The sequence below is a fragment of the Mycobacteroides salmoniphilum genome (assembly GCF_004924335.1).
Lineage (GTDB): Bacteria > Actinomycetota > Actinomycetes > Mycobacteriales > Mycobacteriaceae > Mycobacterium > Mycobacterium salmoniphilum.
Window position 1 is genome coordinate 3,787,698 of record NZ_CP024633.1, and the last position, 19,003, is coordinate 3,806,700.

The 19,003-nt window shown below is 64.3% G+C and carries 18 protein-coding genes; 7 read left to right on the plus strand and 11 right to left on the minus strand.

The features are described 5' to 3' along the window. The first annotated feature begins 173 nt into the window (after positions 1 to 173). Together DSM43276_RS18895 and DSM43276_RS18900 are read left to right on the plus strand one after the other, a co-directional pair. The gene (locus DSM43276_RS18895; RefSeq protein WP_078327877.1) at positions 174 to 1,559 is read left to right on the plus strand and encodes a wax ester/triacylglycerol synthase family O-acyltransferase; all 1,386 of its coding nucleotides are present in this window, start codon (positions 174 to 176) and stop codon (positions 1,557 to 1,559) included. Next, entirely contained in the window at positions 1,556 to 3,730 is a 2,175-nt protein-coding gene (locus tag DSM43276_RS18900; RefSeq protein WP_078327878.1) for an aminotransferase class III-fold pyridoxal phosphate-dependent enzyme, read from the plus strand. Before DSM43276_RS18895 ends, DSM43276_RS18900 begins: the two co-directional genes overlap by 4 nt. Before the next feature lie 5 nt (positions 3,731 to 3,735). Here DSM43276_RS18900 and DSM43276_RS18905 read toward each other — a convergent pair whose 3' ends face one another. Then, a complete protein-coding gene (locus DSM43276_RS18905; protein WP_078327879.1) occupies positions 3,736 to 4,680 on the minus strand; it encodes an SDR family NAD(P)-dependent oxidoreductase in 945 nt (314 codons plus the stop codon). A gap of 51 nt (positions 4,681 to 4,731) precedes the next feature. Here DSM43276_RS18905 and DSM43276_RS18910 point away from each other — a divergent pair, with 51 nt between their 5' ends. The 3 genes from DSM43276_RS18910 to DSM43276_RS18920 are packed head-to-tail and all read left to right on the plus strand — an operon-like array spanning position 4,732 to position 8,655. Continuing rightward, positions 4,732 to 6,201, plus strand: coding sequence for a flavin-containing monooxygenase (locus tag DSM43276_RS18910; RefSeq protein ID WP_078327880.1), 1,470 nt, complete (start codon positions 4,732 to 4,734; stop codon positions 6,199 to 6,201). A 20-nt stretch (positions 6,202 to 6,221) separates the two neighbouring features. After that, positions 6,222 to 7,478, plus strand: a complete 1,257-nt coding sequence (locus tag DSM43276_RS18915; protein WP_078328016.1) for a sulfotransferase family protein — start codon at positions 6,222 to 6,224, stop codon at positions 7,476 to 7,478. Between the two features lie 10 nt (positions 7,479 to 7,488). After that, complete coding sequence (locus tag DSM43276_RS18920; protein WP_412458624.1) at positions 7,489 to 8,655, plus strand: hypothetical protein; 1,167 nt, start codon at positions 7,489 to 7,491, stop codon at positions 8,653 to 8,655. A 52-nt stretch (positions 8,656 to 8,707) separates the two neighbouring features. On the opposite strand, the gene DSM43276_RS18925 is transcribed toward DSM43276_RS18920, so the two are convergent. Beyond that, entirely contained in the window at positions 8,708 to 9,013 is a 306-nt protein-coding gene (locus tag DSM43276_RS18925; protein ID WP_078323371.1) for a DUF4229 domain-containing protein, read from the minus strand. Between the two features lie 76 nt (positions 9,014 to 9,089). Here DSM43276_RS18925 and DSM43276_RS18930 point away from each other — a divergent pair, with 76 nt between their 5' ends. Beyond that, entirely contained in the window at positions 9,090 to 9,251 is a 162-nt protein-coding gene (locus DSM43276_RS18930; protein WP_109555857.1) for a hypothetical protein, read from the plus strand. Between the two features lie 32 nt (positions 9,252 to 9,283). Here DSM43276_RS18930 and DSM43276_RS18935 read toward each other — a convergent pair whose 3' ends face one another. The 8 genes from DSM43276_RS18935 to DSM43276_RS18970 form a co-directional block, all read right to left on the minus strand. Then, positions 9,284 to 10,696 (minus strand): MinD/ParA family ATP-binding protein, encoded by a 1,413-nt coding sequence (locus tag DSM43276_RS18935; protein ID WP_078328018.1) that lies wholly within the window; start codon positions 10,694 to 10,696, stop codon positions 9,284 to 9,286. Positions 10,697 to 10,947: 251 nt separating this feature from the next. Further along, on the minus strand, positions 10,948 to 11,922 hold the full coding sequence (gene ccsB / locus DSM43276_RS18940; RefSeq protein WP_078327881.1) for a c-type cytochrome biogenesis protein CcsB: 975 nt from the start codon (positions 11,920 to 11,922) through the stop codon (positions 10,948 to 10,950). Continuing rightward, a complete protein-coding gene (gene resB / locus DSM43276_RS18945) occupies positions 11,919 to 13,514 on the minus strand; it encodes a cytochrome c biogenesis protein ResB (protein WP_169053070.1) in 1,596 nt (531 codons plus the stop codon). Before resB ends, ccsB begins: the two co-directional genes overlap by 4 nt. 2 nt (positions 13,515 to 13,516) lie before the next feature. Beyond that, positions 13,517 to 14,302: a cytochrome c biogenesis CcdA family protein gene (locus tag DSM43276_RS18950; protein WP_078327882.1), complete on the minus strand. Its 786-nt coding sequence runs from the start codon at positions 14,300 to 14,302 to the stop codon at positions 13,517 to 13,519. Next, positions 14,299 to 14,910: a TlpA disulfide reductase family protein gene (locus DSM43276_RS18955; protein ID WP_078327883.1), complete on the minus strand. Its 612-nt coding sequence runs from the start codon at positions 14,908 to 14,910 to the stop codon at positions 14,299 to 14,301. Before DSM43276_RS18955 ends, DSM43276_RS18950 begins: the two co-directional genes overlap by 4 nt. 3 nt (positions 14,911 to 14,913) lie before the next feature. Continuing rightward, a complete protein-coding gene (locus tag DSM43276_RS18960) occupies positions 14,914 to 15,549 on the minus strand; it encodes a histidine phosphatase family protein (protein WP_078327884.1) in 636 nt (211 codons plus the stop codon). 8 nt (positions 15,550 to 15,557) lie between these two features. Continuing rightward, on the minus strand, positions 15,558 to 16,862 hold the full coding sequence (gene hemL / locus DSM43276_RS18965) for a glutamate-1-semialdehyde 2,1-aminomutase (RefSeq protein WP_078328020.1): 1,305 nt from the start codon (positions 16,860 to 16,862) through the stop codon (positions 15,558 to 15,560). Between the two features lie 85 nt (positions 16,863 to 16,947). Then, entirely contained in the window at positions 16,948 to 17,337 is a 390-nt protein-coding gene (locus tag DSM43276_RS18970) for a nitroreductase family deazaflavin-dependent oxidoreductase (RefSeq protein WP_078327885.1), read from the minus strand. Between the two features lie 21 nt (positions 17,338 to 17,358). Here DSM43276_RS18970 and DSM43276_RS18975 point away from each other — a divergent pair, with 21 nt between their 5' ends. Next, positions 17,359 to 17,730 carry a nitroreductase family deazaflavin-dependent oxidoreductase gene (locus DSM43276_RS18975; RefSeq protein WP_078327886.1) on the plus strand — a complete coding sequence of 124 codons (372 nt, stop codon included), beginning with the start codon at positions 17,359 to 17,361 and terminating at the stop codon, positions 17,728 to 17,730. On the opposite strand, the gene DSM43276_RS18980 is transcribed toward DSM43276_RS18975, so the two are convergent. After that, the gene (locus DSM43276_RS18980; RefSeq protein WP_157896006.1) at positions 17,721 to 18,968 is read right to left on the minus strand and encodes an oxygenase MpaB family protein; all 1,248 of its coding nucleotides are present in this window, start codon (positions 18,966 to 18,968) and stop codon (positions 17,721 to 17,723) included. The two genes, DSM43276_RS18975 and DSM43276_RS18980, sit on opposite strands and share 10 nt — an antisense overlap. Between the last annotated feature and the right edge of the window lie 35 nt (positions 18,969 to 19,003).

Consider the following 19,003-nt stretch of genomic DNA (forward strand, 5'->3'; position numbering starts at 1 on the left):
CGATGTCAACCTCCCCAATACAGATACCCGAACAATGCCATGACGATAGCGCTCGCCGATGGCGCGCCGAGCCGAATCTCGTCGATCAGCCCTGATGTGAAACCAGTGATCACAATCCCGAGAACCTTGTGACCGAAGCGAATTCCACTCCCCACTAAGAGGAAGAACTGAGCATGGAACAGCTGACCGGATACGACGCGAGCTTCCTCTACCTGGAGACACCCACGCACTATCACCAGGGCTACGGTGTCGTCATCCTCGACACATCCACGATGCCGGGCGGTTACAGCTTTGGAGCGGTCAGGGACTGGCTGGCCTCACGAATCGCCGAGATCCCCACCTATACCGAGAGAGCCTACGACCCCTGGTACAACCTCGGGCATCCGTTCTGGGTTGCCGACAGCTCGTTCGACCTGGATCGCCATGTGCACCGTGTCGTGCTCCCGTCGCCCGGCACCGACGCGCAGCTCGCCCAGTGCTGCTCCGAGATCGCCTCGCTCCCCCTTGATCAGCGTTATCCACTGTGGGGAATCTGGGTGTTGGAGGGTATGAGCAATGGGAACGTGGCGATTCTGATCAAGCGCCACAACGCGAGTCTCGATGGCGTTCGGGGTAATTCGCAGCTGGGTCAGTTGTGCGGCAACGAAGCCACCGAGTTGGCGGTGGTCCGCGACGCCGGGCCGATCGAGCCACTCGCCCTGGCGCTAGGGGGCTTACGCACCCTGGCTGGTAAGCCGGTCAAGATGGCCAAGATGCTGGCCGAGAACATCAGGTCACGTCGCCACGGGGAGACCCCCGAGCTTCCGCCCGGCGTCCCCGAACCTATGTCGGCGCCACGCACATCGTTCAACACCACGCTGACCTCCCACCGCAACCTGGCATGGGTGAGTCTGCCGATCGCCGATGTGCTGCAGGTGAAAAGACGGCTGGACGTGAAGCTGAACGACGTCATGCTGGCGCTGACCGCGACCGTGATGCGCAAATACCTCACCGAACGCGATGAACTCCCAGACCAACCGCTGCGCGCCTTCGTCCCGGTCTCGGTTCACGACAAACCCGGGCAGCACGGCCGCAACCGCACCACCGGTCTGCTGACCAGTCTGCAGACCCGCACCGACGACCCCGTGCAGCGAGCACGGGAGATCGCATCCATCACCGACGCCGCCAAGGTACACGCCGAGGCACTGGGCCCCGGGCGGATCCACGACTGGTTCGACTTCAGCGCACGGTACTGGGGTCTGTTGTTCCGTGCGTACTCGCGTCTGCGCATGGCCGATCGGCACAAGGTGATGCAGAACCTCGTGTTATCGAATATCGGTGGGCGCCATACAGACCTGCACTTCGCCGGAGCACGGGTAATCGGTTTCTATCCCTTCGGTGCACCATTCGACGGCGGTGCGCTGTTCGTCACGGTTGCCTCTCACGACGACCGGCTCAACGTGGGCCTGATCGCGTGCCCCGAGATCATCCCTGCGCTCGCCGATATCGCCGCAGGCTATAAAGAGGCGCTCGCCGAATTGTCGGCGGCGCTGGATACCGCCGAGGCAATGTCCACATGAGCGGCCAGGGAGGGGCGGGAGCCGCCCTGAACGCCGATAGGTACCGCGCCGCAACCCGGGACACGATCAGCACACTGATCGAGCTCAACAGGTCCAAACGGCCCAACATTCTCGTCGCGGGACTGGCGATCACGGCCGAGAGCGCACAGGTGGGATACCTGATCAACGAATTGCTCTCTACTGGTGGCGATTACGTAACCTACTTCGGCAACTCCCTGGAAGAGGCTTTGTCGGGGGCCATCCGATTGATCCGCCATACCAGCAAGGTTAAGGACGATCGAGACTCCGAGAGCTGGATTCTGGTTGCGGACCGCGACGAAAGACTGCGGCGGTATTTCGACCCGCTCGGTGAGGGCGATCGTGCTGGGATGACGCGCCACGTGAGATTCGTGTCGTCCCCCGCGGAGGCGCTGGCGGAGCTTCCGACACTGCCCTGGTCTGGGCTGGTGGTCCTCGATCCCAGCGACGACACGACCGATCTACTGTCGACGGCGCAGCAGCACGACATGATCCGAGTGATCGCGGAGAGCCGTCCCTTGAGTGTCGTCGATAGCAGCAGCTGGCCCGATGGTGACGTGCTCGTTTTCGGCGAGAACCTCACCGATTTCCAGGCTCCGTTCGGCTCCTATTCGATGTCACAACGCGCATATCGCGTCTGGAACAACCCGCTGGATGCCATGGCACAGACATCGACCTTCGCCGCGAACGCCACAGCCTTGAGGCTGGTTGTCGAAACCCTGCGCCGCCATGGTCATGTCAACGCGGTCCAGGAAAGCGTGCTCGCTGATATCCACAGCTCGCGCCGGGCGCGCAACGACCACTTCCACCGTTTCTCGAATCCGTCGGCGGCCAACCTGCTGGAGGCCTTCGGCCTCGATTTCGACCTCTCGCAGGCCGACGGGGCACGGATCCTGTTGCGAGACGGCACAACACTGCTCGACTGCGCGCTCGGTAACGGCGCTAACCTACGCGGCCACAATCCGCCGGACGTCGCGGCGCTACTCGCTGATCACGACGAGGAGGAGGACTACACCGCACGGCTGTCTGAGTTACTGTGTGAAATAAGTGGTTTCGACGAGGTACTGCCAGCGGTCAGCGGGGCCACCTGCGTGGAGGCCGCGCTGTCGCTGGCACGGCTGGCACGCCCCGACAAACCGCGGATCGTCACATTCCGAGGCAATTTCTCGGGTAAGACCATCGCCACCCTCAATGTCAGTCGCTACGGACCGCAGCGTTCGGCCAGCATCGATGGCGCATTCGAGCCGTACTACCCGGACGTGGTGTTCATCGACCCTTTCGGCGCCCAGGCGGCCCAGGAACTCACCCGGGCCCTGGAGCACCCGGATGTGGGGCTGGTGTGGTGTGAACTGATCCAAGGGATGTCATGCCGTGCGATACCTCCTGAACTACTGCGCATCGTTGCCGATGCCAAGCAACGTCGTGGATTCCTCATCGGCATCGACGAGGTGCTCACCGGCGTATGGCGCAGCGCCGAGACGTTCCTCCTGCAACAAACGTGGATGCCCGGCGCCGTGGACATCGTCACCATCGCCAAACCCTTGTCGGACATGATGTTTCCCATGGCGGCCGCGCTGGCGACCTCGACGGTGGTCGACGCTGCGCGCGGAACAAATGCCCATGCTGTGGCCGACCTGCAGAGCCGATACCGAAACAACCTCGGCGCGCACATTGCCTGGCACGCTCTGCGCAGCGTCGACACCCCGGAGTTACACGCCCGGCGCCGAGCCGAACGTGCCATCCTCATCGACGGCCTACGCCGTCTTGCGGCGCGGTCACCGCTGTACCAGTCGGTGGAAGGCTACGGCACACACATACGCCTCATCGTCAGTTCGCGGTACTTCCCATTCCAGGAGAACGGCCTGATGGGGGAATTACTGGGCCAGGCCATGGAAGACCTGATCCTGCGGCGCTGCCAGGTGATTCTGGGCCGCGGCCGATTCTTTCCCCCGTTGTTCCCCCCCACCGGGACGATGGCCGAGGCGGTCGACCGGCTGGAACGGGGATTCGACGGTGTCACCCCGATCACGGTGTACGCCACGCTGGTGCGCTGTCTCGCAGGTCTGACGACCTTCATGGTGAGAAGACAGATCCAGCGGCTCATGCCCGGCTCGATCCTGCCCCGGGGCACCACGAAGGAGCGGGCGACATGAGCGGTTCAGTCGGACTGCCGCGGGCTGGCCCCACACCACCACGATGCCGCCACATTGGCAGTGATATCGGCGATTTCGTTGGCCTCCTGAAACAGCACCCGCGCGTCGTCGACCGAACTCGCGGTGGGCCACGGCAGATAGCGATCAATCTTCGCGTAGGCGAGACCGGGCGGGGTGTCACCGCACGTGAGGAAGCCGTGCAACCAGTCGGCCGACCGTTCCGCCGTGCTGAAGCCCTCCGAATTCTCGAACTTGGCGAGTACCGCACGGAACAGCCAGCGGGACACACCATTCATATTCCTGGTGATGCCGGTGGCCGGCATGATCCCCGGGTCGTACGAGAGCACCGCGTAGTCGTCCGGGGCTCGTTCGGAGTAGGCGCGACAGAGCTCCACCGTGCCCCTCTTACTGGTCACATATGCTTGCGGCCCGTCCAGCGCACCAGGCAGGCATGCCTGTGCCAGTGGAAGACTGGAGGGCTGCGGGAGCCCGGTCCACCAGCGCTGACGATCGTGGGCTCCGGAACCCACAAACACAACACGCACCTCGGCGCCCAGAGACGGCGACAGCAGTGCCAGGAGCAGATGTGGCGCTATCAGATTGGTGACCATCGTGCTGTCGAGGCCCCCGTACGCGGATCCCGGACGACGCCCGGGATGAACCGCGGCGTTGAGCACCACCGAGCCAATCGGCCCGAGGTCGCCGACACGCACAGCGTCATTGAGCTCGGCAGCGGCCTCCCGAACACTCGCCAGGACCGCAAGATCGCACACCACGTAGCGCGCGGCATCTGGCCCGATACGACTGATCAACTCGTCTCGTCGTCTTTCATTGCGACACAACATGATCAGTCGATACTGGCCAGAGTCGGCAAGGAGCTGGGCCAGTGCTGACCCAAGCCCGGACGTGGCACCCGTCAGGACCAGCGATCGATTGCCGGTTCGGCGCATAGCTCAGGAATATACGGCCATAATCATCTCGAATCAGGCAGGGAGACCCAGGTGAGCTTCGAACACGACCAAGCTGTCGACGTCCTCGTCGTGGGTGCCGGTATCGCCGGAATCAGCGCGGCGTGGCATTTCGCGAACCACTGCCCGTCCTTGAACATCGCAGTGCTGGAAAACCGTTCGGAGATAGGTGGCACATGGAGCCTCTTCCGCTACCCGGGCGTGCGCTGCGACTCGGACATGTACACGCTCGGCTTCTCCTTCGCACCGTGGACCGGGCGAGAGGCGATCGTGGACGGTGGCACCATCCTGCGGTATCTGAAAGACGTGGTCGCCAAGGAAAATCTCGAGCGGCTCATCCGATTCAACCACGGGGTACGCGAGGCGCGGTGGTCGTCGGAGACCGCCACGTGGACGGTGCTGGTGGACACCCCAGACGGCCCCCGGACCATGACGTCGTCGTTTCTCATGGTGTGCACGGGGTACTACCGCTACGACGGTGGATATCTGCCGGAGTTCCCCGGGATCGAAAGCTTCCCCGGCCCCGTGGTGCATCCGCAGGAATGGCCCGAGCAGCTCGTCCTGAAAGATAAACGGGTCGCCCTCATCGGCAGCGGAGCGACCGCCATGACCCTCGCACCGCGACTGGCCGAGGAAGCCCGGCATGTCAGTGTGGTGCAACGTTCGCCAAGCTATGTTGTGAGCCGCCCGCAGCGCGATCGCTTCGCTAACCTGCTCTTGCGCTGGCTCCCCGACAGCCTGGCGCTGCAGATCATCCGCGCCAAAAACATCTCCCTCATGACACTTTCCCTCTACCTTGCCCGACGGGTTCCAGAGCGCATGGGCGAGGCCATCATCGACCGCGCGAAGCGCGAACTCCCGGCGGGCTATGACAGCGAGACTCATTTCCGGCCGCGGTACAAGATCTGGGACAACCGGTTGTGTCTGATCCTCGACGGCAACCTGTTCGAATCGATCGGACGCGGAGACCTCAGCATGGTGACCGGGGAGATCGAGAGGTTCACCGAGACCGGCCTCGTTCTCACCTCCGGCGAGCACGTGCCTGCCGACATCGTGGTGGCGGCCACCGGATTCCACATGCGACTATTCGGCGGCATCGAGTTCTACCGCGACGACGAGCCCATCGACTTCAGCAGCACCGTCTGCTACAAGGGCATGATGCTCGACGGCGTACCGAATTTCGCCTTCACCGTCGGATATCAGGCCGCGAGCTACACGCTCAAGGCAGACATCGTGTCCCGGTATGTCAGCAGGCTGCTCGGTTACCTCGACTCCCATCGAATTTCCTCTGTGACACCACACCTCGATGACGATTCGGTGGCCCTGGAGCCGTTCACGGGATACCGACCGGGCTATGTGGAACGCGTGCTGGCCGACCTGCCACGCCAGGGATCACGACCGCCCTGGCGACTGAGCATGAACTACTACCGCGACATGTGGATGGCGCGCGCGCAACCGGTCCAGGATGACAACCTTCGATTCTCACAAAGCGCTGCGCGATAGGACAATTAGGCCAGGTAATGATGACACCGGCATTCCGAGTCACCCGTCCGTGGCCGATCCGCATGCTCAATCACGCCGGACGACCGCTTGCCAGGATCGGCGCGGCCCCACGACTCGACCCGCAGGCCCTACGGGCCGCCGCAAGCCGCGCCGCCGGGTTGCCATGGATTCCCGACGGCTACCTCGACGCCGCGCTGGACGTTCTCGTGGCTTCGTTGCGCGACGAAGCAGAACTCAGTTTCCTGGGCCGAAAGATGGTGCAAGTACGCCTCGTCGGGATGTTGAGCACGCGTCTGCGTTTGCGGGAACTGATCAGAAAACATCCCGAGATCACGGAGCTGCAGGTGGAGCCGCCGATCGTCATCGTCGGCCTTCAGCGCACCGGAACCACCCTGCTGCATCGGCTCCTCGCCGCTGACCCGGCGGCAGGTTCGATGCGATCGTGGGAAGGCGCGCAGCCCCTGCCCCATCCACACGAATCCGCCGGCGCGGCCGATCTACGAATAGCCAAGGCCGCCAAGGATGAGACCTCGTTGCGATATCTGGCACCGCAGTTCTTCGCCATCCACTCGGTGGAAGCGGAAGCGCCCGAGGAAGATGTGCTGCTGCTGGATTTCGCGCTGCACAGTCAGATGCCTGAGGTGATGTTCCACGTCCCAACCTATGCGCGTTGGCTTGCCGCACAAGATATCCAGCCCGCATACGAGCTGCATCGACTGCTTCTTCAGGTGCTTCAGTGGCAGCGGCCGCGTGGGTGCTGGGTACTCAAAACACCTGCGCATCTTGAACATCTGGATGTGTTACTGCGGGTCTATCCGGGCGCGGTAGTGGTCTGGACACACCGGGATCCGGTACAGACCACGGCTTCGTCGTCAAGCATGCTGGCGCACTATCAGGCATTGTTCAGCGACCGCGTGGACCATCATCGGCTCTCCCGATACTGGCTTGGCAAGAACGCGGAAATCATCGACCGCGCGATCGCGGTTCGCGGCAACCATCCCGAGTCGTTCATCGACATCAATTACCCTGAGCTGCTGAATGATCCGATGGGAGCGGTGCGCAGTATCCACGAGGCCGCCGGGCGCCCACTCTCTGATGAGGCGGTCGCGGCCATGCAGACATCGTTGCGCAGGAACAGACAACACAAGCATGGCGAGCACCGATACAGTCTCGAACAATTCGGACTGACGACAGCAGAGGTGGACGACGCATACCGACGATACGTCGACTACTTCTCGATCGAACGCGAAAGTGGTGGCGTGCGTGAGCGTCAATGACCTCGACGGCGTGGTGACACGACCTTTCACCGACGCGATCGCCGAAGCCGAGCAACTCGTCACCACCGCGCCTCATATCGAATCGGAATCGGACCTCCTCGAGGGCCTCGAGTACCTCGCCGGAAGTATCGCCGCTTCTCTACATTTGGTCTTCAACTTCAGCGCAGATCATCCTGTGTTACTCAGCGGCACAGGACCGTTCACCAAGATGGGGCTGGACAACCCGGATTTTCTGTACTTCGCCACGCAGATCGACGGACGCCATGACTACGTGCTCAGCGGTACTCGCGGCAGCACCGTCGACCTCAACTTCCAGCTGCTCGACAGCGACTACACCGATACCGGAGTGCCGGGGAGCGTCACCGCCTTCGACGATCGTGACCTGATGATCGCCGCGGACGGCGGCTACCGGGTGAGCATCGGTGCGACGCCCATCGCGGACTGCCACAAACACATCCCCATCGCGGCCCGGCCCGCGCAGCTGATCGTCCGGGAGGCGTACAACGACTGGTCCGAAAAACGCGGAACGGTGGTGATTAGCCGTGTCGACACCATAGGCTCGGGGGCGTCGCCCATCACCAAAGACTTCATTGCCGGGCGATATGTTGGCGCCGGGATGCATTTGGTCAATCGGGTGAAGACGTGGCTGCAGTTCCCCCAGTGGTTTTATATGAACAATCCCGCCAACGTCTTCGAGCCACCACGCATCACTCCCGGCGGGCTCGCCACCCAATTCTCGTCGGTGGGCCACTTCGAGCTCGAACCTCACCAGGCTCTCGTCGTGACCGTGCCGAAATCCGATGCCCCGTACCAAGGTTTCCAGGTAGGCAGCATGTGGTACGTGTCGCTGGACTACGCCAACCATCAGACGTCATTGAACGCGCAGCAGTCGCATGTGGACCCCGACGGCATGATCCGGCTAGTGATCAGTAATCAGAACCCCGGCATTGCCAACTGGATCGAGACCGTGGGACATCGTCGCGGGTTCCTGAAGTTCCGTTGGCAGCGCACGGACCGCCCCGTACTCGACGAAGACGGCCCCCGCGCCGAGGTGGTGGATTTCGACCGTCTCCCCAGTACCTTGCCGTTCTACGCCGATAGCGCCATATCAGCGCAGCAGTGGCATACCCGCATCGCCGCACGGCAGAGCGCGGTGGCAGCGCGGATGTTGGGATAACGCGCCGCAGTGCATGCTGCGGCGTCGCGAGGAGGAGTCGGTGTCGGCGGACCTAGTCTTGTGGCTTTTCGCCGCGCAACCGGGCCTGTAGATCCGCACGCTCGGCCCGGCGCCGCTCGTCGACGACGGCGATGCTCGCGGTCACCCGACGGCGCAGCGGTGCGAACACCGCCATGCCCAGCGGCAGCGCGATGATCAACGCGAACAGAACCGCGACCGCTAAGGGGAAGTCCTCGTACCCGATGAGCCGCGCCACCCAGAAGATGGCGAGCGTCAGGACGACCGCCAGACCCAAGCGCGCCAGCGTGTACAACGCGATATCGATAGCGAGCCGGCTCCCCGGCGACCGTTCAGCCACGTCACCACCCTATCGCTGCGCCGAACACCAGCCTTGGCCGCGCGTATATTTGGAGTTAGTTGTTCAGGAGGCTCTTGTGTACTACGTGCTCATCGCGGTCGTGCTCGGCGCGCTGGTCTACGCCGGATGGCGAATCAGTCAGTCGGTCCCGTCCCGTCCGCAGACCCGCGTGACCGGCCCCGACGACGACCCCGAATTCCTCTGGCGCATCAGTAGGGACGATCCGTCCGAACACTGAAGGTTGCGCGGCCCGCGGCCGCACAACCACGCCTAGCCCTGGAACGTCTGCTGCTGTTGCTGGCGCTGTGTGCCGGTGAACCCCTGCGCAACGACGGCAGCCAGCTCGATGAGCGAGCGACGCGTCGCGGGACGGAGCCGGTCCAGGCTGATCTCCGCGCCCTCTTCCAGGTGCGGATCGAACGGCACCAAGCGCACCGCACGGCACCGACGCGAAAAGTGATCGACGACCTTCTGCATGTCGACCTTGCCCGAACGCGGACGCACCGCGTTGATGACCGCAACCGAGCGGCGCACCAGCTCGCGATGTCCGTGTGCATCGAGCCAGTCCAGGGTGGCGGAGGCACTGCGCGCACCGTCCACCGAGCCAGAGCTGATCACCACGAGTGTGTCGGCCTGCTCCAGCACCGAGGACATCGCCGAGTGCATGAGTCCGGTACCGCAGTCCGTGAGCACGACACTGTAGAAGCGCTCAAGAAGCTCCAGCGTGCGCGAGTAGTCCTCGGCGCTGAACGCCTCGGACACCGCGGGATCGCTTTCCGACGCGAGCACCTCCAGCCGGCTCGGCCCTTGTGAGGTGTAGCTCCGCACATCGCTATAGCGCTGGATCGAGTTGGCGTCCCGCAGCAGGTGACGCACCGTTGCCGGCGTCTCCAGGGGCACCTTCTGACTCAGTGTGCCGCGGTCCGGGTTTGCGTCGACGGCGATGACCCGGTCACCGCGGATGGACGCGAAGGTCGCACCGAGGGTTGCGGTGACGGTGGTCTTGCCGACGCCTCCCTTGAGGCTCAACAGGGCGATCTTGTAGCAGCCCTGCAACGGCTGATTCACCTGGGCGACGAGGTCGTTTTCCTCAGTCTTCTTGGTGCCCTCGCCGAGGTTGATCGTCCCGAACGACGCACGGTAGACGGTCTTGCGCCAACCCGCCGATGGTGCTGGCTTGTGCGGGCGCAATAACGCCGACGTGGACAGGTCGCGCGAGGAGGGCGGCAGCTCGGGCCGAATCTGGGATCCAATGCCGGTTTGCTGGCCGCCGACCGGGGTGTAGTACCGGGAGCCGCCGACGGGAGGCTGCTGCGCCTGTTGGGGAATGCCCGACGCGGGGGTGTCGTTGCCCCAGCGATCCGCCGTGAAGGGCGTCAACTGTGCGGGCCGTTCGGCCGAGTCGCTGAATCGGTTGTCAGCCCTAAAGCCTCCGGGGCCGCCCTGTCCGCCGGATGACCCGGCCGCACCGATGGCTGTCGGATCGGTGTTCTCCTGTCCACCGGACGGCGTGAAATCGAGCGGCGCGAACGAGCCGCCAAGCGTGTTGAGCGACGGCACCGAGGGATCGTGCCCACCCAGGCCCGCGATGTCCTGCTGTGGCGCGAACGGATCCTGGAACGGGACCGCTTGGAACTGTTGGGTCATCTCGTGGGGCTGTTGGGGCGCGCTCTGCCCATACATCACCGGCTGCGCGGGCTCCTGTGCTGCCCACGGCGGGGCCGTTGGTCCACCCTGCGCCTCGTCGGCGTACGGCGACGGTCCATCCGGCGCGCGGTGCGCGGGATAGTCAGACATCGATCCCCCAATGCATTGGTTGGATGTGCAGTTCGGACACACGGAGTCCGGAACGACTGTTCAGAAGGACTCAGCATCGCACCCTATCGCAGGTGTGATGAACCGATCTGGCGGAACAGTTCCCCCAGACCTCCCGCCTAGCTCACCCCAGCGTACGAGTGAAGTCCGACCGTCACCAGGTTGACGAAGAACAGGTTGAACACCATGGCCACGAATCCGGCCACGTTGATCCACGCCGCCTTCTTATCCCGCCACCCGGCGGTGGACCGTGCGTGCAGGTAGGCGGCATACACGACCCAGGCAACGAAGGACACCGTCTCCTTGGGATCCCATGCCCAGAACCGCCCCCACGCCTCCTCGGCCCAGATGGCACCGAAGATCACGCCGAACCCGAAGATGGGGAAACCGAAGATGGTGGTCCGATACGCCAACCTGTCCAACGACTGGGCATCGGGCAGACGCTGCACCAGGGAGTTGTCCGGGAAGTACATCTTGACCAGGAACAGGATGCTCGCCACTCCGGCCACCAGGAACACACCCGACCCGAGACTCACCACCGACACGTGGATAGGCAGCCAATAGGACTGCAACGCGGGCATCACCGGGGCGGCATAGGTGTAGAGGTAGCGGCCCGACACCGTCAGCAGGATCAGTACCGGAATCAGCACGAAGACCCAGAGCGCCCGGCGCCCCTGTGCGCTGTCGGCGCGCGGGCGCAGCACCACGGCCGCAGTGACCAGACCACACGCACACGTCAGGTTGATGAACTCGTACATGTTGCCCCAGGGCACCCGGGTGGTGGCCACACCGCGCAACACGATGCACGCCAACAGCAGCCCAATGCCCAGGTACACCAGCGCCAACCCGGCGCCACCGACCCGCTCACCGAGCGGGCGCTTGCCCTGCGGCATCACCCGTCCCGGCTGATTCTCGGCGGCGGACACCACGTCACCGCCGGAGCTGACGAGCTCTCGCTGGGCAGTCTTGGTGCTCTGCCGGTAGGCCAGCTCGATGGCCAACAGCACCAGCGCACCGACCATCACCACAATTGCCGAGGTGAAGGCATAGTCCGAGAACCTGGCCAGATTCACATCGATATTGGTCGAATTCATTCGGCATCCTCATCTTTGTGGCCGTCGTCGGCCCTTACGACGGGCAGATTCTCAAGGCAGCGGTCGCACAACCGCTCGAATTCATCGCCCCAGCCGGAGCTGTCGGTGCGCGCCAGTCCTCCCAGCTCGACGTTTACCGTACCTGCGGCCACTCCCGGTGTCAGCCGCGCCCAGACTCGACGGCGCTTGATGACGAGCGACACCACCAGGCCCGCCATCATGGTCAACGCGAAGATGAGCACCCACATCTGGGCCGGGTCACGTGACACCTGCAGATTGACGAAGTTGACGGCGCTGTCGAACCTGACGATGGTGCCGTCATTGAGCTTGACCGACTGCCCGGGTAGCAGGTTGGCGCGTGCCACCTGATTGAGCCGTTTCTGCTCGATCATGCGGGGGTCGAGCTCGAAGATCGACTGGGCGCGACCCGAGTCCAGCCCGGTGTCGCCACGATAGATGTTGATGGCCACCGCGGGCTTGCGCATCTCCGGGAAGCTCGATGAGAGCAGGGTGCCGTGCAGTTGTTCGGTGGGCGCGAACAGACCCTGGATGGCGATCTGGTTCTTACGACGCACGTTGGGATCCGGATAGCTGCCGGCCGGAGGATCGATACGCACGGCCCCCGAAGACAGCAGGGTGGTGGGGTCGTCCGGTCGCCACTGAATGGTCTCGCTGCGTTGACGCCCATCCGGGAAGGTCACCGTGAAGGTCGGGGCATACCCGTAGCCGAGCAGATATACGCGGTTGCCGTTGACACGCAGCGGATGGTTCATGGCCAGCCGCTCCGGCCTCCAGACGTTGTTCTGAAGGTCGTCGCCGGCCTGGTATTCAATGTTCGATTCGAACGAATGAGCCTGTCCCGAGGCAAGGTAGGTGGCCTTGAAGTCTTTGACCTTGACGCAGATCGGATCCAGGTTGGTGCCGTCGACGGTGTTGCCGGCCCGGAACGAGTCGAAGGCTGCGGGCGACGACGAGCAAAATCCCGGGCCGTTGTTGGCGATGACGATGACATTGCCCTCGTATCCGAAGAGCTTGCCCACCGCGAACGCGACCAACAGGCCGACGAGGGAAAGGTGGAAGACCAGGTTCCCGAACTCTCGCAGATAGCCCTTCTCCGCGGAAATCTCGGTGATCCCGGCCGTTTCGCGAGTGGTTCTGCGCCAGCCCTTCAGCTGACTCTCGATGGTCGACGCGATATCGGACTGGTCGGCCCGCACCACCTTTTCCTGGTGCCTGGGCAGTCGCCCCAGGTTCCGGGGCACCGGAACCGGCTGCGCGCGAAGGGCCTTGGCGTGCTCGATGGTCCGGGGAATGATGCATCCCACCAGCGAGACGAAGAGCAGAACGTAGATCGCCGTGAACCAGAAGCTGGAGAACACCTCAAAGGCCTGCACCCGATCCAGCCAGGGCCCGATGGTGGAGTGTTCTGCCAAATACTCGTCGACCTTGGCCTGGTTGAGTGCACGCTGCGGCAGCATCGCGCCCGGTATCGCGCCGAGCGCGAGGAGCACCAACAGTGCCAGCGCGGTGCCCATCGACGTCAGGCCGCGCCAGGTGTTGCGCGAGTAAGCAAGGAGACGCTTGGCGATCATCACTAGATGGGCAACCTCGCGTCCGAAACGAATGAATCGCGAACCCAGGCGACAAAATCGGCCCACACCCCGGTAACCAGCGCGACCCCGACCGCCAGTAATGCGATACCACCGACGATCTGGATGGTCCGGCCGTGTCGTCGCAGCCAGTCCATACCCCGTACCGCGCGCGCCGAACCGAAGGCCAGCAGCAGGAACGGGATTCCCAGCCCCAGGCAGTAGGCGATCACCAGCGTGATCCCACGCGCCACATCGGCACCCTCGGTGGCCGATGCCACCGCGACCACACCGGTGAGGGTCGGACCCAGGCAAGGCGTCCACCCGAGCGCGAACACCGCACCGAGCAGTGGCGCTCCGGCCACCGTCGAAATGCGGCGCGGCGTAAACCGGAAGTCGCGCTGCAGGGCCGGCACCAGACCGATGAACACCAGCCCCATCGCGATCGTGATCACTCCCCCGATACGTTGCAGCAGCACCTGATTGGTGATCAGTGTGGTCGTCATGCCCATCACGGCCACGGTGCCCAGCAGGAACACCGCGGTAAACCCGGCCACGAACAGCAACGCCGATCCGGTGACCCGTAGCCGCGCCGTGCGGGCACCGGCATCGTCGTGGTCATCGGCACCCACCACGGCGGCGAGGTAGGACAGATAGCCGGGCACCAGCGGGATCACGCACGGCGAGGCGAATGACACCAGCCCGGCCAGCGCACAGGCACCCAGGGCCAGCAACAGTGGTCCACTGGTTGCCGCGTCCTGGAACGCGGAGCCGGCATCGGCGAGGATCACTTGGTCACTCCCGCGGGATCTTTCGCCGATTCTTGCGCAATGCGCTGAACCACCGGCTGCAGATCTTGAGTCAACAGCTCGCGCAGGAACACCGCCGCCACCCGATGCCGGCGGTCCAGCACCAAAGTCGCGGGAATGGCCCCTGTCGGGAACTTCCTGCCGAACGCGATGAGCGAACGCATCGACGGGTCATAGATGGATGGGTATGGCACCTTGCGGTCGGTCACAAAGTCCTGCGCCTTGGTGATCTCGTTGTCCCGCACGTTGATGCCGAGAAATTCGACGCCTTGCGCATGAGTGGCCTTATAGACGTCTTCCAGTGCCGAGAACTCCGAGCGGCAGGGCCCGCACCATTGCCCCCACACGTTGATGACGACGACCTTCTCGGTGAAATCGTTGACTGAGAGCGTCTTTGTGGGGACAAGCAGGTTTGGCCCCTCGATCGGACCAGGCGTCTGACGGACCTCGGGCGGATCGTAGAAGATGTCGGTCTTACCGCCGGGTGAAACGAATTGAAACTGCCCGCCGCGCGCAACTGCGTCATCGCCGGTCGAGCACCCGGCGATGAGCAGAACCAGCGCGGACATCGCCGCGACCACACGTCGCACTAGCTATCCTGCCGGTTCCGAGTACACGACGTCGACAAACTCGTCCCCGTCGAACACCAGCGAGGTGAGTGAGGCGACGTTGCACTGGCGTTTACGTGGGTCGTGCCACAGTTTCTTACCGAGCAGATACTGGCGCGCGGTCCACACCGGCAGCTGATGGCTCACGCACACCACCTCGGAACCCTCGGCGCGACCGCGCGCACGGTCGATCGCCGCCGTCATCCGGGACGCGATGTCGCGGTACGGCTCTCCCCAGGACGGGGTGAACGGGTCGCGCAGCTTCCACCAGTTACGGGGGTCACGCAACGCACCGTCACCCACCGACACCCTCATGCCCTCGAAGGAGTTGCCGGCCTCGATGAGGTCATCATCGGAGATGATGGTGAGCCCATGGGCATCGGCGATGGGCGTGGCAGTCTGCTGGGCGCGCAGCAGCGGCGAGGCCACCACCGCGGTAATCTCGTTGCCCCGCAGCGACTCTGCCACCTTCGCGGCCTGCGCCTGCCCCTTGTCCGACAACCGGAAGTTCGGCAGCCGGCCGTACAGAACGCCCTCGGGGTTGTGTACCTCGCCATGGCGCATCAAATGAACGACCGTGCGGGGCCGGGATGCGCCGCTCGCGCGAAGACCGTCAGTCATGAAATTCCCTACTTCTCCTCGACAGAGGCCGCGGCACGAGCAGCGGCGGGCAAAGCGTCGGCAATACGGTCGAACGCCTCGTCATCGAGGGCGGTGGAAACAAACCAAGTCTCGAACGCACTCGGCGGCGGATACACGCCGCGGCTCAGCAGTGCATGGAAAAATGCGGGGTAACGCCATGTTTCGGTCGCCTTGGCGCCCTGGAAGTCCTGCACGGGCTCGGCACCGAAGAAGAGGCTGAACATGTTGCCGGCCCGACCAATCTGGTGCGCCACCCCCTCCGCATCCAGGGAAGCGGTGACCAGGGCGATGATCGCGTCGGCGTTACGATCAAGCGTTTCATAGACTTTCGCATCTGCCGCACGCAACGACGCCAGCCCCGCCGCAACCGCGACCGGGTTACCGGACAGCGTTCCCGCCTGGTACACCGGGCCAAGCGGCGCGAGGCGCTCCATGATGTCGGCGCGACCGCCGAACGCCGCGGCGGGCATGCCACCGCTCATCACCTTGCCGAAGGTGACGAGATCACCGGCCACCTGATCGATCCCGAACCAGCCCGAACGGCTGACCCGGAAACCCGTCATGACTTCGTCCATGATGAGCAGCGCGCCATGGTTTTCGGTGATACGCCGCAGTCCGGCGTTGAAATCCGGGGCGGGTGCGACCGTGCCCATGTTGCCGGCGGCCGCCTCGGTGATGACAGCGGCGATCTGATCGCCTTGCTCGGCGAACGTTCGGGCCACTGCGCCGATGTCGTTGTACGGCAACACGATGGTGTCGGCGGCGGAGGCGCCGGTGACACCGGGCGAGGAAGGCAGGCCAAATGTGGCCACGCCCGATCCGGCGTCGGCGAGCAGAGCGTCCACATGCCCGTGGTAACAACCGGCGAACTTCACGATCTTGGGTCGACCGGTGAATCCGCGAGCCAGTCGCACCGCACTCATGGTGGCCTCGGTGCCGGAGCTGACCAGACGCACCTTTTCTACCGGCCGTACGCGATCGACGAGCTCGCGCGCGAGCTCGATCTCACCCTCAATGGGCGCGCCGTAAGACAGCCCATCCTTGGCGGCCCGCTGCACGGCCTCCACCACGGTGGGGTGCGCGTGGCCGAGGATCAACGGACCCCAGGAGCAGACCAGATCCACGTACCGGTTGTCGTCCACATCGGTGAGCCAGCATCCGGCGCCAGACTTGATGAACCGCGGGACGCCGCCGACCGCGGCGAAGGCACGCACCGGCGAGTTGACTCCACCTGGGATGACGGCCGAGGCGTCGGCGAACAGACGTGCGGAGTTGGGCGTCGCGTCGGGCAGCGATGAGCCGCTCGCGCGAAGAGCATCAGACACGGCATCCAGTGTCTCAGCTGGCGCCAAATCGTCCACTACAGGGTGTAGTGGATCAGTCGAGTCTCAGCGCAAAGGTGGGGTGATCGGCGTCGTCGGGCAGCTGAGCGAAGTAGCCGTCGACCACCTTTCCAGCCTTGGGCTTGTAGGCAGCGATGATGGGCGCACGATCGGCTACCGGGACCTCGGTGGCCGTGTACGTCGTGCTGGCGCCCTTGACCGTCAGCGTCACCTGCGGGTTGGCCCTGATGTTCTTGACCCATTGGCTCTCGCCGCGGGTGGACACCAGGTACTTGATGCCATCGACGTCCACGGTGGCCACCGGAATCTGCTGCGGCTCACCGCTGACCCGCTTGGTGATGGTGAGTGTCTCGCCAATGTTGGCAGCCATGGCCACCCGGTTGAAGACCTTGCGAACAAACCATGGGGGCTTGAGGTATGCCATGGATCACAGTTTGATGGTGGTATGCAGATACCGCAATCGGTCGCGCGCTTCAACAAGTACGTCACCAACCCCGTCCAGCGGCTGTGGGCGGGCTGGGCCCCGAGCTTCGCCATCATCGAGCACAAGGGCCGCAAGTCGGGCAAGGAGTTCCGGACGCCCGTCACCGCGTTCAAGACGCCCGACGGCGTGGCCATCCTGCTGACGTACGGCCCGGACCGGGACTGGCTGAAGAACCTACAGGCGGCCGGTGGCGGGAGGATCGTGCGCAGAGGGAAGACCCACGACGTCGTCAATCCGCGTGTGGTCGGCCGGGACGAGGCGGCCGCACTGGTGAAGGGCCGCACGTTCGGGAAGCTCCCGTTCGAGCAGGCCGTGCTGCTGACCTACGCCTGAGCGGTCGGCACCGGCGCCGGTTGCGACACCTCACGGCGTGCCGTGCTGACGGCGAGGCTGGTCCGTGTCACCGCATCCGCAAGGATCTGCCGCTGACGGTCTTCGAACCTGGTGCGCAGGCGTGGGCTCACGATGCGGGCCATTCGCGAGGTCAGGTTGTACGCGGCAATGATCGGAGTGATCAACAGCAGCGGGCTGGGCGCGGGCAGGCCGAACTTCTTCCGTTGCGCCCCGTAGGCAATGCCGGCGATCTCTGCATGGAATCGGCGCACCGCCCGTTGCACGACCGCGGCGATGGGCCCACCGGTGGGCAACCCGTATACGCCGGTGACGGCATCCAGGGTGGCCTGGGTGAGCGCACGGGTGTGCTCATCGCTGCCCGCATCGGTGAGCATGATCAGGTAGGCGAGCCGTCCGAGCCCGGTCAAGGTGTCCATCTGCAATTCCGGCGCCAGTCCCATCAGATGGCTCTGGTAACGCCAGAGGTGCAGGACCGCCTTGAGGTCCGCCGGGCTGCCGATCGCGCCGAACGCCACGAGGCTGATCGAGCCGGCGAAGATCGGTACCCACCCGGCGGCCGTCTGCGCCTGCCCGGCGGGAACATCGAACTTGTCCTCGTCCCAGCCGCCCATTGTGCGCGCACCCGCCCGGGCATAGCCATGGATGAGCCGCACCCGCACCGTGGCCTTAAAACCATTGCCGTAGCGGTCCATACCGCCGGGCTCTCCACACGAGAACATCCACTTCGCTGCCTCGATCAACCGCCCGGCGGAGGCGTTCTCGATACCGCCGGCCCGGGCCAGAAGTTCGTTACCACCACGCTCGTTGAGAAAACTCGCGGGCAGGGTGACCGCCAGCGCACCGAGGAAGGACAGCCGCACCGGGGTATTCCGCAGCGCCTGTTGGGCACGCTGGATCTTGCGGAAATCCACCCAATACGGGGTGCTCTCCGCGTCCTCGATAAAGGCCACCAGTTCGGGCAGCGGATCCTCAACACTGGCCAAGCCGTGTTCCAAGGCATCTTCGAATTGCTTGCGGCCCACTCCCTTGGGGAGACGCGACATGGCTTCCACCAGATCATCGGCCAGTGGATCGCCCCTCAGCGTGTATCTACGGAACGTCGACAGCTGGGCTTCAGTCGGCCGCGCACCAACCGCGTCCAACAGCGCCATGAGCGGTTCGGAAGGCATCTGCCGCCGATTTCCGACGGGTGTTTCCAATGCAGTGGTGTGCGACATGACCTGTCCTCTCGGGCTCAATCCCATAAAAACAG